This is a genomic window from Staphylococcus hyicus, assembly GCF_000816085.1.
Classification (GTDB): Bacteria; Bacillota; Bacilli; order Staphylococcales; family Staphylococcaceae; genus Staphylococcus; species Staphylococcus hyicus.
The window spans coordinates 1,708,003-1,723,641 of sequence record NZ_CP008747.1; the positions used below are offsets into that span (position 1 = coordinate 1,708,003).

Annotated in this window: 13 protein-coding genes; all 13 read right to left on the reverse strand. The window is 36.1% G+C overall.

Annotated features, from left to right (window positions below):
* Positions 1 to 281: 281 nt before the first annotated feature.
* Positions 282 to 917: a thiamine diphosphokinase gene (locus SHYC_RS08085; protein WP_039646115.1), complete on the reverse strand. Its 636-nt coding sequence runs from the start codon at positions 915 to 917 to the stop codon at positions 282 to 284.
* 3 nt (positions 918 to 920) lie between these two features.
* Complete coding sequence (rpe, locus tag SHYC_RS08090) at positions 921 to 1,571, reverse strand: ribulose-phosphate 3-epimerase (protein ID WP_039646117.1); 651 nt, start codon at positions 1,569 to 1,571, stop codon at positions 921 to 923.
* Positions 1,571 to 2,446 carry a ribosome small subunit-dependent GTPase A gene (rsgA, locus tag SHYC_RS08095; RefSeq protein ID WP_039646119.1) on the reverse strand — a complete coding sequence of 292 codons (876 nt, stop codon included), beginning with the start codon at positions 2,444 to 2,446 and terminating at the stop codon, positions 1,571 to 1,573. The genes rpe and rsgA overlap by 1 nt, the downstream gene beginning before the upstream one ends.
* A gap of 230 nt (positions 2,447 to 2,676) precedes the next feature.
* Positions 2,677 to 3,951, reverse strand: coding sequence for a cytochrome P450 (locus SHYC_RS08100; protein ID WP_039646121.1), 1,275 nt, complete (start codon positions 3,949 to 3,951; stop codon positions 2,677 to 2,679).
* A 498-nt stretch (positions 3,952 to 4,449) separates the two neighbouring features.
* Positions 4,450 to 6,429, reverse strand: coding sequence for a Stk1 family PASTA domain-containing Ser/Thr kinase (gene pknB / locus SHYC_RS08105; RefSeq protein ID WP_039646123.1), 1,980 nt, complete (start codon positions 6,427 to 6,429; stop codon positions 4,450 to 4,452).
* Positions 6,426 to 7,169 (reverse strand): Stp1/IreP family PP2C-type Ser/Thr phosphatase, encoded by a 744-nt coding sequence (locus tag SHYC_RS08110; protein ID WP_039646124.1) that lies wholly within the window; start codon positions 7,167 to 7,169, stop codon positions 6,426 to 6,428. The genes pknB and SHYC_RS08110 overlap by 4 nt, the downstream gene beginning before the upstream one ends.
* A gap of 5 nt (positions 7,170 to 7,174) precedes the next feature.
* Positions 7,175 to 8,269 (reverse strand): dual-specificity RNA methyltransferase RlmN, encoded by a 1,095-nt coding sequence (rlmN, locus tag SHYC_RS08115; protein WP_039646126.1) that lies wholly within the window; start codon positions 8,267 to 8,269, stop codon positions 7,175 to 7,177.
* Positions 8,253 to 9,575 carry a 16S rRNA (cytosine(967)-C(5))-methyltransferase RsmB gene (rsmB, locus tag SHYC_RS08120; protein WP_039646128.1) on the reverse strand — a complete coding sequence of 441 codons (1,323 nt, stop codon included), beginning with the start codon at positions 9,573 to 9,575 and terminating at the stop codon, positions 8,253 to 8,255. Before rsmB ends, rlmN begins: the two co-directional genes overlap by 17 nt.
* Positions 9,576 to 10,508: a methionyl-tRNA formyltransferase gene (fmt, locus tag SHYC_RS08125; RefSeq protein ID WP_039646129.1), complete on the reverse strand. Its 933-nt coding sequence runs from the start codon at positions 10,506 to 10,508 to the stop codon at positions 9,576 to 9,578.
* Complete coding sequence (locus SHYC_RS08130; protein WP_039646131.1) at positions 10,501 to 10,989, reverse strand: peptide deformylase; 489 nt, start codon at positions 10,987 to 10,989, stop codon at positions 10,501 to 10,503. Before SHYC_RS08130 ends, fmt begins: the two co-directional genes overlap by 8 nt.
* 378 nt (positions 10,990 to 11,367) lie before the next feature.
* On the reverse strand, positions 11,368 to 11,565 hold the full coding sequence (locus tag SHYC_RS12495; protein ID WP_039646134.1) for a DUF6007 family protein: 198 nt from the start codon (positions 11,563 to 11,565) through the stop codon (positions 11,368 to 11,370).
* 351 nt (positions 11,566 to 11,916) lie between these two features.
* A complete protein-coding gene (gene priA, locus SHYC_RS08140; RefSeq protein ID WP_039646136.1) occupies positions 11,917 to 14,334 on the reverse strand; it encodes a primosomal protein N' in 2,418 nt (805 codons plus the stop codon).
* The gene (gene coaBC, locus SHYC_RS08145) at positions 14,325 to 15,542 is read right to left on the reverse strand and encodes a bifunctional phosphopantothenoylcysteine decarboxylase/phosphopantothenate--cysteine ligase CoaBC (protein WP_039646138.1); all 1,218 of its coding nucleotides are present in this window, start codon (positions 15,540 to 15,542) and stop codon (positions 14,325 to 14,327) included. Before coaBC ends, priA begins: the two co-directional genes overlap by 10 nt.
* Positions 15,543 to 15,639 lie beyond the last annotated feature (97 nt).

The window sequence follows — 15,639 nt, forward strand, 5'->3', positions numbered from 1 at the left end:
GCTGGCTGGATTGCGTATGCGCGCAACTTAGGTAGACCAGCTATTCACGCATGTTCATAAGTGTAATGAAGACGTAACGCATTGCATGCCTAACGTCTTTATGCACCGGTGGGCATTACTACAAAATCAATTAAATTTCTGTAATGCTCCGGAGTTGAGGTAAGACACCTAGAAAAGCGAAGCGCAAGGACATAAATTGAAATGATTTATGTTCTAGACACAATTAAAATAAACTTAAAGCACAACGTATTTATATGTTTCACTCATACAGACTCTGTAAATTAGTCTTTACTACGGATTTGATAAATTAGACCCTCATGAACGATGATATCCGCATATCTGTCCTTAAATTCATTTGAGATTGTTAATGTAGACCCTTGTTCTAAATATTGATGTTCAAGTGTGTATTTAAACCCTTTTAACGTTAATGTAGCATTATCAGTCGCTGGGACAAAAGATACATACGTGTATTGACTTTTACGTCTTTTTTTATATTTGCCCGGTGTTAATAACTCTATGATGTTCTGTTTATCAATAAGTTGAATTTTTTTGTCTTTAAAATCAACATTTTTTAAAATTTGCATTGCTCCCATAAAATGATCTAATCGACCACCTGTTGCACCGTAAATTTTAATTTTTTTGTATCCCATGTCAATCGCTTTTTGAACGGCGTATGCGAGATCAGTTAAATCTTTTTCTTTCGGCATGATCTCAATAGCCATACGTGCTTCAATAAAGCGGCGTTCATGTTCTGTAACAGAATCGAAATCACCTACAGCATATACAGGTTGAATATTTGCTTGCAATAATTCAAACGTGCCTCGATCGACACCCACCCAATCTTCATCGCACTTTTTCTCCAACAATCGATTTGGTATATTGCGCTTACTGCATAACAAATGAATTCGTTTTTTCATCAATTATCCCTCACATTTTAAATGTTTTAAAGCTGAATCGTACGCTTCGAATTTAAAAAAGTACGACCCTGCCACAAGCCAATCCGCCCCTGCTTCGATGACTGATTTTGCTGTATGATTGTTAACGCCACCGTCAACTTCAATTTTAAAACTGAGATGATGTTTTTTTCTATAGTCATTTAACGCCTTAATTTTGTCTACACTTTGTGGAATGAATGCTTGACCACCGAAACCTGGATTCACAGACATCACGAGTACAAAGTCTACGTCATGTAAGATACTGAATAATTGTGATACAGGCGTCCCTGGATTGATGACAACCCCAGCTTCCTTCCCGTGCGCTTTAATCTTTTGTATCGCTCTATGGATGTGAGGGGTCGTTTCAATATGAACTGATACTTTATCCGCACCTTTCTCGCAAAAGTCGTCAATATACTGTTCGGGATTTGCAATCATAAGGTGGACATCTATAGGTAAGGTGGTTTTAGATCTTAAAGCTTCTAAAATTGGAAATCCTATAGAGATGTTAGGAACAAATTGACCATCCATAACATCAAAATGTAAACCATCTACACCTGCTTCTGTAAGTTTGTCAATTTCTGTTTCAAGATTCATAAAATCTGCTGATAGTAAAGAAGGAAAAATTTTTGTCATTAGTATTTCACCTTTCGATTAGAAATTTCATGGAGTAATTGTACATAATGTTCATATCTGAATGGTTCTATGTGACCTTCCTCCACCATCTTTTTCACGTAACATTTGGGTTCATTTGTATGATAGCAATCTCTAAATTTACAGGACGCCCCATATTGACTAATTTCAATGAAATTATCTCTTAATGTATCTTTGTCTATATGGTCAAAGTCTAATGCACTAAACCCAGGTGTATCTGCAATGAAACCATTATGACGTGGGTATAATTCCACATGTCTTGTCGTATGCTTTCCTCGATTGAGTGAGGTAGAAATTTCATTCGTTTCAATGTTAAATGAAGGTTTGTATTTATTTAATAAAGTGGATTTTCCTACACCTGATTGACCACTAAGAACCGCTAATCCTGGCTCCCATTCGTTAAAGATGTCTTCTGCGATATCGTCTTTACCGACAAATTGCGTTGCATAGCCAATCTTCTTATACACTTCTAAAAGCGCATTCACTTTATGTACCTCATCTGGAGTAGCTAAATCTTTTTTCGTTACAACGATACGAGGGGTTAAGCCATAAGAATGACCTATCACAAGAAAACGATCAAGTAATTGGGTAGAGAAATTAGGCGCTACCGCACTCATGACAATAACGAGTAAATCAATATTACTTACAGGTGGACGTTTTAATTCATTTTTTCTTGGATGTATATGATGAATATAACCTGACGCATGAGTTTCATCATCTATATCAACGATATCACCAACGATAGGTGATATTTGTTTTTTTCTAAATAAACCTCTCGGCTTGGCATCGTATAATTGACCATCTACATTCACTCTGTAAACGCCACTTATCGACCTTATAATTCGACCTGTTTTCACTTTGGCACCTCGTTTAATGTTGATTTCAAATTCATTATAGCAAAGGTTGTGGTGAATGCACATGTGAAAGCTATGATTTACAATTTTTTAACTAAGTCCCTAACATACAAACCCGAAAGAAAACGCTGAGATACATTAATACATAAAAAACGTCTTCAAAACCAATCGTAATAGCATTTTGAAGACGTATAATAAACGCGACAACGTTACCAAGTCGCATTAACGTATTATTATTGAAGTCGCGGACGTACATTTTTAATGAGTGTACCGCTTGTCACTTTACCTGGGAATTGATCTAATTTTACTGATAAATCCTGCGCTGGCGCATCAAAATCAATTTTATTAGCAAAATATTTTATTGTTTCTTCCATCACAATAATCGTCATCCATTCTCCTGCGCAACGATGGTTTGTGTAGAAATCCCCCCCACCTTGTGGGATTAAATCAAATGGGCTACCATCCCAATTGTCAAATCGATCTGGGTTGAATTGATAAGGGTTTTCAAATAAATCTGGATCATGCGTTGTGCCAAAAACATCTAACAATGTGAATGTACCTTTTTTAATGCGATAACCATCAAATTCAACTGTTTTCTTAAATTTACCTGGTAGAAACGGCACAAATGGAAAAATTCGGCGTACCTCTTGTGCAAATTTATAGGCATAATTAGGGTCATCTGTTACTTGCAGTTTCAAGCGTTCTTGATCATACTCAATCATAGCTTTCACGGCATAACTTACAAAACGATTCACTGCTGCAAGTGGACGTACCACATTCATTAAGTCAACAGCACATAATCGCGCGTCCATTTGATTTCCTTTATAATCTTCCCAATGTGCAAATTCGTATAGGGCTGTGCCTGGTTCAGCTTTAATTTCACCATTACGGACAGCAACTATTTGATCTTCTAAAAATTGTTCAACTCGTGCGCGCGCTTTTTTGGCTTTGCGATAGCCGCTACCAAGTGTTTGACCAAGCCCTTTGAATGAATCAATCATGACATCCATGTCTTTCGCATTACGTTCAGCTTCTTCGGCTGTTTGACGAATGCCCGCCCATCTAAAACCAATCTTTGTTAAAACATAAATTGATTCTTTATAAATATTCACTTCATCTTGAGTTTGCATATGCTCTGTGTGTACAAACCAATGATTACGTGCGAGTTCACGTAAATATTTTAAATTTTCTTCAGTCATTAACGACATAAATAATGCTTTCCGATCCACATGAACTTTGCCTTTAGTTGTGTGAATCGCACCTTTACCAAAAAGTGTATTTACAACACGTTTAGGCAATGTTTTTTCACGTTGCATTACGTCATTATTATAGAATAACTCTGCAGCCTCTTTCCCACTAATTACAACAATTGGTTTCATGCCCATAGCTTTTGTTTGAAATGCTTTAGTATTAAATTTTTCCAAGCGGCATGGTACATATGTATATGCCTCTTTTAAAACTTTAAATGTGTTATCCAGTCCTGAATCTTTTGGTAGTTTTTTTGCCACTTTTATGTCCCCCCGTAATACATTTTCTTTCAATTTACCCTATTATAACGTGAATCAATCTCAATAATCTAATAAAAAAGAAGCGTTATCCCCCTTCCCTTCTGAATCACAATTTTTCAATACATGTATACATAATTTTAAACATATAAATAATATAAACGGTGTTGCATTCATCAAATGATGGTCGGAGTTCATAATGCATTTAAAACAGCGCTACGATATCAATCAAAACGATATTTTATACTCATCATCAATCTCACCATATTGACTAAATGTATGAATAAAAAACATCCAACAATCGTTCATGTAGGCATGAATGTTGTTGGATGTTTTTTATTTATAGGGTTGCTAGACTTAGGACCATATTACTATCATACATTATCCGCATATTTCTTCATTAACGTGACTTAGGATAATAGATATGATCGCATCATCTTGTATAAAGACTTAAACGAAACACTTTGAGCAATCCAATTGAATCAAGCTAATATCGTAACATTATACATCATCGTATGCTATGGTTTCATCTTTTATAGTTTTTCCATCAACTTTAACCATGTAGCTTGCCTCGCCACCCTCTTCAATAACGAAACTCAAACTTTGTGTCATGGTCTTTGTAATGTTAAATGATTGTATTGGAGATACACCATTGCTATTTTTATCTTTTTTAAAAATCTCAACTTTTTGTGGTTTATTTCCTTTACCTGAATAAGGAATCGTGAAACTTTCTGAGTACGTTTTATCCGGTGATGATTCGTCTTTATCCTCTGATTTTTCACCTTTTGAAACGATAAAGCTAATGGTACTGCCTTCATCTACTTCTGTCTTACGCGGAGAATGATTGATGATGTGACCCGCTTTAATCTTATCGTCTTCACGTTCGGACTCGACATTTACCGTCAATCCTTTATTTTCTAATTCTTTTTTCACAGTCGAAAACTTTTTGTTTGTATAATCATCCACGTAAATTTGACGTTTACCTAAAGACTCTGTAATTTCAACACGTTCTTTAGATACAGACACTTTTTTCCCAGGTGTGATACTTTGACCTTCTATGTTCCCTTTAGCAATATCATGTTGCGTGTATGCTGTGGTGAAATGTACATTTTTAAATCCTAACTCTTCTAACGTTTTCACAGCATCAGCCTTTGATTGGCCAATTAAGTTTGGCATATCTTCAATATGTTCACCTTTAGACACAACGAGGTCAACTTTCGTCCCTTGTTCAACCTTGTCGCCAACTTCAGGTTTGACTTTCATAATATGGTTTTTTGCATAATCATCACTATAATCTTGAGAAATACGCCCTACTTTTAATTTATTATCTTTAAGCATTTTTTCAGCTTGTACTTCTTTTTTGCCACGGACATCAGGGACTTGGCTATATTTGTCTCCCATCATTGCTGCAGCGACAAAGATAAATAAACTGAAAAATAACACCATAAATATGAGACCAAATAAAATTTTCTTCCCTTTTGAACGTTTTTGATAGCCCTCTTTCATAGATACCGTCGAATGTGGTGCTGTCGTAACAACAGGGATTTGAGTTGTTTGCTGAACCGATTTAGGTTGAGGAGATTCATTTTTAATCGCGTTTTTATCTAGCGTAATTGTTTTTGTTGCGCTTTCGTTAGGATGGTAAAGTGTTTCATGCGCTCTTGCTTCAGATAATGTCGAACTTAAATCATGACGCATTTCTGAAACAGATGTATAACGTTTAGACTGATCTTTTTCAGTTGCCTTTAAAATCACATTGCTTAAAGCTTGCGGCACGTCATGACGCGTATCAGAAACATTTGGAACTGGATCTTGTATTTGTTTGATTGCGATACTGACAGGTGTTTCACCATTAAATGGCGGGTGACCGATAAGCATTTCATATAATACAATCCCTAACGAATAAATGTCAGAACGCGCCCCTGTTTTTTCACCTTTTGCTTGCTCAGGAGATAAATATTGAACTGTTCCTACGACATGATTCGTTTGGGTCATCGCAGTCTCACTCAGCGCCTTAGCAATACCAAAATCAACAATTTTAAGCGTTTGATTACGATCTATAATGATATTGTGTGGCTTAATGTCTCGGTGAATAATCCCTTTTTCATGGGCATGATGAATGCCTTTAAAAATTTGGTTTGCAAATTTAATTGCTTTTTCTGGGGCCAATTGTCCATGAGATTTAATATAATCAGAAAGCGTAGGACCTTCAATATATTCCATCACTAAAAAGAAACAATCATCTTCTTCACCAACATCTAACACACTTACAATATTTTCATGGGACAATAATGTTGTATTTTGTACTTCACGTTCAAAGCGCGCTATTGTTTCATGTTTTTCATTTGGCGGAACATGTATCATCTTCACAGCTACTTGGCGTTTCAAAATACGATCCCAAGCAACATAGACGTTACTCATACCGCCGCCGCCTAAAATATGCTTTAGTTCATAACGTTCATCAATAATACGTCCAATCATACAGGATCACCTGCAATTTCCGCTAAAACAAAAGAAGTATTATCTTTAGCTTCATAAGATTTCGCTAGCGCAATAAGGGCTTCACCTGCTTCAGCCAAAGTTGTTTGCTGGTTGAGTACATCATGAATGGCTTGTAAAGGAACATAATCTGTTAAACCATCAGAATTAAGTAACAAATATTGGTAAAAATGAATGCGTTTTGTAAATACATCAGGATTTACACGACGATCTGTCCCCATTACTTTTGTAATGATATTTCGTCGAGGGTGATGTAATGCTTCTTCTTGCGTAATTTGCCCTAACATCACGAGTTGATTTACGAACGTATGGTCAATTGTAACTTGATCAAAATAACGGCCATTTACTAAATAGGCTCTTGAATCACCAATATTTGCAACGACAATGTGATGATCAAAAATTAAAGCACATACACATGTTGTTCCCATACCATGATACGCTTGTTCACTTTCGGCTAAAAGAAACAACTCAAGATTAATAGATTGAAGCGTTTGCTTCAACCATAATTCTGCGTTTTCTTGTTCGATGTAATTTTCTTCCTCAAAACGCTTTTGGAGCGCCTCCACTACATATTGTGCAGCAACTTCTCCAGCTTGATGACCACCCATGCCATCACAAATAACAAGCAATTGTTGATCCGTTTGATTGTAAAAAATTCCACCCGCATCTTCATTTTGTTCTCGGTAAAAACCAGCATCTGAAAATAATTCTGCGTTTAACATCGATTCTACCTCGTTTCTGCTTCACGTTCTTTTGCACGTAATTGACCACATGCTGCATCGATATCTGAACCTTGTTCACGTCTTATTGTAGCATTGATTCCTAATCGTTTTAATTCTTTTTCAAATTTAAAAATATCATCTTTTGGTGTTTTAACGTAATTACGTTCTGGGACGTGGTTTACTGGAATTAAGTTCACGTGACAATTTAAAGGTTTTATAAGCGCTGCAAGTTCACGTGCATGTTCAATTTGGTCATTCACACCACCGAATAAGCCATATTCAAACGTGATACGTCGGTTTGTCTTTTCTTGATAATAATGTATCGCTTCCATTAATTTATTCACATCATATGCTCTATTAATTGGCATGAGTTTCGAACGAATATCGTTATTTGCTGCATGTAAACTCACCGCGAAGTTAATTTGTAATGATTCATCTGCAAAATCATAAATTCTTGGAATAATCCCTGATGTTGACACAGTAATGTGACGTGCACCAATATTTAAACCTTCATCATGATTGACAATTTTAAGAAAGTCCATCATTTCATCATAATTTTCAAAAGGTTCACCAATTCCCATAATAACGATAGAAGACACGCGCTCATCCGTTTCATCAAGCGCTTTTTGAACTGTTAACACTTGCGATACAATCTCGCCTGCCTCTAGATTACGTTTAAGTCCACCTAGCGTGGAGGCACAAAATGTACAACCAATACGACATCCCACTTGTGTTGTCACACATACGGAGTTTCCATAATCATGACGCATCAATACAGTTTCAATTGTATAACCGTCTTGTAGTTGAAATAAAAATTTAATTGTGCCATCACGACTTTCTTGCTTTACCACAGTTTCTAAAGTCGTCATTATAAAGTGATCTGCTAACAACTGGCGTAAATCTTTAGATAAATTCGTCATTTCATCAAATTGATTTACACGTTTATCATAAAGCCATTCAAATATTTGTTTTGCTCGAAAACTTTGTTGACCGTGTTCAAGAAGCCACTGTTTCATTTCATCAAAACGGAGTGAATAAATCGACTGTTTCTCAAAATCTGGTAAAAACTTGTTCTTTTTTTTCTTATCTGCAGTGATCATTCGAATGTTCCTTTCTCCTAATTTTAGTAATAAAAAAGCCATCAGTATTAAAATCTTGCGGTAAAATTTGTAATGTTTTCACACGTTCATTACTTTTTGGGCTTTCAAAAATTTCAAACTCAAAATCCGGATGTGCTTTTAAAAAAGTATAGATCACATTTTCATTTTCCATTTGTTCAATTGTACATGTGGAATACACTAATGTGCCACCTTCTTTTAAATGTTGAGATACATTTTCTAATATTTGAAGTTGTAAATCAACTAAAGATGTTACATCTTGTTCAGTCATCATATATTTTATTTCAGGTTTATGACGTAATACCCCTAAGCCACTACAAGGTGCATCCACGATAATTTTATCGTAGTGCGTGTCGTAAGGTTGTGTGGCATCATGTACATAAGTTGAAATGTTTTTTAAGTTCAACTTATCGATATTATGCTGAATTAACGCTATTTTATGTGGATGGACATCGGTTGCTTCCACATGACCCGTGCCATGCAATATCTCTGCAGTATGACATGCTTTTCCCCCTGGTGCACTGCAACAATCTAATATATGATCACCTTGATTTGGTGCTAAGAGTGCACCTACAAACATTGAGCTTTTATCTTGAATGCTAATTTTTCCAGATTTAAAAAGAGAAGAATGAATGATAGAACCTTGTGATACATGTAAACAGACATCTAAATGTGCGTCCCTTTCAACATGAAAACCTTCTAATTCCAGTTGCTGCTTGACTTCATTTACCGTTGTATGTGTTTTATTCACTCGCACTGTTTGAGGAACTGGTTTTAACATTTCTTGTGCAATCATTTCTGTCGTTTCTAGACCATAATGCGTTTTCCAATGTTTAATAATCCACTGAGGGATACTATAAGCGATGGACAAGCGTTCGATGTCATTTTTAATTGTACTGAATATTGGTAGCGTCTCTGAAGTCATACGTCTTAAGATAGCATTCACCGTATTCCCGGTTTGTTGACCTCCTCGCTTTTTAGCTAATGCAACAGCTTCATTGATGATAGCATGAGTTGGAATTTTATCCATATAAACGTATTGATAAATACTCATCCATAATAAACGTCTTACCCATCCTTTAATTTTCGTTTTTAAAAATGGTTTTAAATAATAATCTAACGTTATTTTACGTTGAATCGTACCATAAACTAGAGCCGTATATAGACCGCGATCATTGGCATTTAATTGCTCTTGTTTTAAGACTTCATTTACTTTTAAATTACTATATGCGCCTTCTTTAAAAACAGCTTCAATGGTATCTAGACTTAATGCACGTACTAAAGTCATTTATCCTAATTCCTTTCCAACCAACGTATCATGGTAGCCACTCAAGAAGTTTGAAGTCGGCATGCGCTTTTTACCTGACAATTGAATTTCTGTTAAAGCAATGCTTTCATCTGAACCCGTTCCGACAATGATTTCTTTTTTCGTTGTTTTTATAATTTCACCAGGTCGCCCCGAAACATTAGAGACGATTGTTGCGGCATATAGTTTCATTGTTTTGTCTTCTAAAGTCGTAGAGGCAACTGGCCACGGTGATAATCCACGAATGTGATTGAAAATGCGACGCGCATCTTGATGCCAATCAATCCATTCATCCTCGCGTTGAATGTTTGAGGCAAACGATACGTGTGCAGTGTCTTGGGGTATACGTGCGTTCGTACCATTCAAAATACTCGGTAACGTCTCTTTGAGAAGTTCAGTCCCTAGCGCACTTAATTTATCATGCATCGTGCCCACATTATCATGCGTTTCTATTGGAATTGCACGTTGTGAAATGATATCCCCAGCATCAAGTTGTTGGACCATATACATAATTGTGACACCCGTTTCTTTTTCACCATCTATAATCGCTTGATGAATCGGCGCCCCACCACGATACTTTGGTAATAATGAAGCATGTACATTCACAGCGCCATATTTTGGGTGTGTTAATAATTCGTTTGGTAACAATTGTCCAAACGCAGCTGTCACAATTACATCACATTCCATATTTAATAGCTGCTCAAGCGCTTCTGAATGTGCAAGCTTTTCAGGTTGCAAAACAGGAATATCATGCGCCACTGCAACTTTTTTCACAGGTGGGGGTGTTAATGTACGCTTTCTACCCACTGGACGATCTGGTTGCGTCACAACAGTAATCACGTCATGTTCTTGAATTAACATTTCTAAAACTGATGTTGAAAAATCAGGTGTACCCATAAAAATAATTTTACTCATTGTCGTAATACGCCTCCAACTCTTTTTCTGTAATTTCTCGATCCATTATATCCGTAAAAAGCACACCATTCAGGTTATCAATTTCATGTAAAATCATACGTGCAACATCATCATAAGCCGTTAACTCCACATCTCGACCATAAACATCTTGACTTTTAACAGTGATCATTTGACTTCTCGTAACTTCACCATAGCGATTCGGGACACTTAAACATCCTTCGAGTTCAGTTGTCGTTGTATCTGATACGCTGATTATTGTAGGATTAATCAATTGAAGTAATCCATCTTGTTCCATATCTACGATCGCAATTTGAAGTGAAACCCCTATTTGTGGCGCACTCAAAGCTTGTCCACCAGCTGCATACATCGTATCTTCTATATCTTGAATAATTTGTGTTATGCGTTCATCAAATGTTGTCACACGTGCTGCTTTTTTACGAATTAACGGATGCTTATCCGTTAGAATTTTCTTTATTGCCATGTCCAAATCTCCTATTAAAATTCATCATTATATTATAGCTTAAATTTAATAAAATTGCGATGACGCACATTGGATACGTACATAACGATTGTATTACAATGTTGAAATATATTAAAAGTCGCAAGGCAAGACAACTAAAAAAAGAAAGTAAAACCCAAATCGCGTTGATTTCAATGTTTTACTTTCATGTAGATCTTAAAATATATGACATTATCATATGTGGATAATGGATTGTGACAGATAACTGTGTATAGGGATGTAACAACGTTGATTTAATAGGTTTTTATCAAAGGTTTCGTGGCTCAAGATGTGTCACTTTCCATACATATTGACCTTATATAGAACTTGTACCATAGCCACGCTATTCATAAAAAAATATTATTTTTTTAAAAACCGACATGCTAGCCAATGTGATGAAAGCACCAAACCAATACTAAAAAATATTACAATAATGAAATTGATTAATATATTAAACATATGGTCACCGGGCAAATATGAAAATAATAAAAACATAGGGATTGTAAATATTAAATCTAGCCACCCTAGTGACTTTAATACTTCATCTATAGTATTCATTGATAACACCTCTATTTGCATATTATTTTACAACCCACAGCTTTCCATCTATATTTTGAACAGTTTTATGAAAATATATCTGCATACAACGTAATAAATACCGCAGTAGTATCAAAAGGACAAGATACTAAGGATTTAGCAACACAACTAACATTGCTACTCCAATACACAGTTTAACTAAAACAGACACATGCCTATCTAAGAATGGCTATTTTACATGTCCATTTCTAAAAAATGTGGGGTCGTCACCCATAGTTTTCTTCCACTATTTTACCTTTTTGCTTCACTTCTAATCTCAAAATCAAATACCTATTCACGCTATATTTACCAAACATAACTTTCGTATGTTCTTTACATCATCATATGTGGATTAATATCAATTTTTAAAGCTAATTTTTCTTTTATAAACTGTTCGTGATAATAATCATCTAAATACGTTAAAGCATGTATCAATGATGGCTCACTTTTATACTTAACAAGTACCTGGAAGCGATGTTCATTATTGATTCTCGGTATTGCTGCCGGGGACGGCCCTAAAATTAGCGCTTTATCTGAAAGATGTTGAATCAAAATTTGATGGACATGTGTCGCCGCTTCTAACACTTTTTTCATATTCGAATGCGTAATCGTAAAGTTGATTAAGTAATAGTACGGTGGATACTGACCGATTTGACGATATTTCATTTCCTTAAGATAAAAATTAATAAAGTCATTCGCTTTCACGTCTTGAATAGCGTAATGATCAGGATTGTATGTTTGTATAATCACCTCTCCTAATTTTTCATGCCTTCCCGCCCGACCGGAGACTTGTGTCAACAACTGAAATGTCCGTTCACTTGCACGAAAATCAGGTAAATTAAGTAATGTATCAGCATTTAATACACCTACGAGGGTGATATTGGGAAAATCCAATCCTTTCGCAATCATTTGCGTTCCGAGTAAAATATCACCTTTACCTTCTTCAAATTGTTTAAGCAACTTTTCGTGACTGCCTTTTTGAGTCGTAGTATCCACATCCATTCGAATGATGCGTGCCTCAGGATAGATGTCATGTAAGTATTCTTCAACCTTTTGTGTTCCTACTCCCATTTGTCTAATATGTTCACTTTCACAACTAGGACATTGAAATGGCGCTTCTGTTTGATAACCACAATAATGACATTTAAGTTGATGAGATGCTTTGTGATACGTTAAAGAAATATCGCAATTCGGACATTGTGGCACATGACCACAATCACGACACAACATAAACGATGCGTAACCACGACGATTTAAAAATAATACCACTTGTTCACGTCGATCTAGTCTTGTTTGGATAGCCTCTTTCAGTTTTTCTGAAAACATTGAACGATTTCCATTTGCTAGTTCTTCTCGCATATCACAGATTTCTATCTCAGGTAAAGGCTGGTGATTGACTCGCGAAGGCATAGACAAAAGTTGGTACACGCCTTTTTCAGCACGTGCATAACTTTCGAGACTCGGTGTTGCACTTCCGAGTACCAAAGGACATTGATGATATTGAGAACGCCAAATTGCTATGTCGCGCGCATGATATCTAGGATAATCTTCCTGCTTATACGTGGCTTCATGTTCCTCGTCTATAATAATCATGCCTAAGTTCTTAAAAGGCGCAAATACACTTGAGCGTGCACCTACACTAACCCGTGCACGACCATCTCTTATTTTTCGCCATTCATCATATCTTTCTCCTTTAGACAAACCAGAATGCAAAACTGCAACCTCATCTCCAAAACGACGTTTAAATCGGTTTACCATTTGAGGTGTTAACGCGATTTCTGGTACTAACATCATCGCTGTTTTGCCATCAGTTAACACTTTATCAATAATTTGAAGATAAATTTCTGTTTTACCAGAGCCAGTCACACCATGAAGCAAAAACGTTTGAGACGTTTCACTTTCAGTCGCTTGTTTTAATTGCTTATATGTGGCTTGTTGCTCTTGCGTCAACGTACGTTTCGTTTCTGCTTCAAATACACGCCCATAATATGGATCGCGTTCAATAATCGCATCATATTTTTCTATCACACCATGTTTTGATAAAGTATTAATGGATGAATTCGAAAACCCAATGTCTAATATGTCTTGCAAAAATACATCCCTATGACGTTCATCTAATAAATAAGCTAATAATTCATATTGTTTAGGCTGTTTGTTTAATACATCTAAATAACTTTCAGCTTGTTCAACATCTATCACTCTAACAGCTTTTTTTGTTTTTTTAGCCATTGATTGATGTAATATCGTTTCTTCATGTATGTGACCTTTTTCTAAATAAGGGCGTAATGTTTGAATCATATGATCATTTTGCGCTTGATGATAGGCGTATTGCCCATGACGATCGAAATAATTTAACACAGATTCAGGAAGTGCTTGTACATCATTGATTTTAAATACTTTTTTATATTTTGCTTTTATCGCACTCGGCAACATCGTTTCTAATATAGATATGCGTTTACATACAAAATATCGGCTAAACCATTGACTCAAATGCACCAATTCTTCAGTCAGTTCAGGCTGAATATCTTTTACTTCAAGTATAGGCTTTAATTTATTTAAATCATATTCCGCTTTATCATCTGGTAGGCACGCCATCACAAAGCCTTGTATTTTTCGTGGTCCAAATGGCACAACCACTCTAACACCTGGTTGTATAACTGACAACAAATCGTTAGGAATACGATAATCAAAGGTACGATCAACACTTTTAGAATCCACATCTACAATGACTTGTGCAATGGTCATTGCCATTCACCTTCTAATGTATTTAAAATACGGCGCGCAACTTCAATTTTAGCGCCTTTAGAAATGGGCACTTCATGTCCATCATTGAAATACATCGTTACTTCATTTTCATCTGAATTAAATCCAATCGATGTATCACCGACATTATTGGCAATAATTACATCAGCGCGTTTACGTTTTAATTTATCTAATGCATAATGTGCGACATTTTGTGTTTCGGCTGCGAACCCTACAAGTTTTTGATGTGTTTTTTCTTCACCTAAGAATTTTAAAATATCGATGGTTCTTTTAAATTCAACACTTACGTTTCCATCTTGTTTTTTCATTTTATGTTCTAACGGTGCACACGGTGTATAATCCGAAACCGCTGCCGTTTTAAAAATGATATCTTGTGTTTGATAATGGGCATAAACTGCATCAAACATATCTTGTGCACTTTGGACAGAGATAAAAGTAACACCATCAGGCACCTTAATAGCCGTTGGGCCAGATATCAATGTCACATTGGCACCAAGTGTAACAAGCACTTCTGCAATTGCATAGCCCATTTTTCCTGAAGCACGATTTGAAACAAAACGTACGGGATCTATGACTTCGACAGTTGGTCCTGCAGTAATTAAAACGCGTTTATTTTTAAAATAAGACGGATGCTGTGATGCATTTTGAGATGTCGTGTGCACTTCTGAAAAATGATGTTGAACCATATCTGTAATATCAAGCGGTTCTGCCATACGTCCTTTAGCGACATAACCACAAGCTAAAAAACCTTCCCCTGGTTCAATAAAACGATACCCATCTTCTGCTAAAACCATCATATTGTGTTGAATTCGCGGATTGTTGTACATATTGACGTTCATCGCTGGCGCAATCCACTTAGGTGTAGAAGTCGCAAGTAAAGTCGATGTCACAATATCATCCGCTAACCCGTGTGCGAGTTTGGAAATCGTATTAGCTGTTGCTGGTGCAATTATAATCAAGTCCGCCCAATCTCCCAATGAAATATGCTGTATTTCTGCGGGATTTTCCTCTATAAACGTATTGGTATAAACGGGTTGACGACTTATCGCTTGAAACGATAATGGTGTCACAAATTGTTGCGCATGTTCTGTCATCATAACGCGCACATTGTAGCCGGCTTGTGTGAGTTTACTAGTTAATTCAATTGCTTTATATGCTGCGATACCACCTGTAACTCCGAGTAATATATTTTTCATTTCTTCCACTCCCGTAAAAACACTTGATTAGATTATAATATAGGTCGCTAAGGATTTCACTTTTTTATGACTGACTACCATTTGAGACTTTTATCTT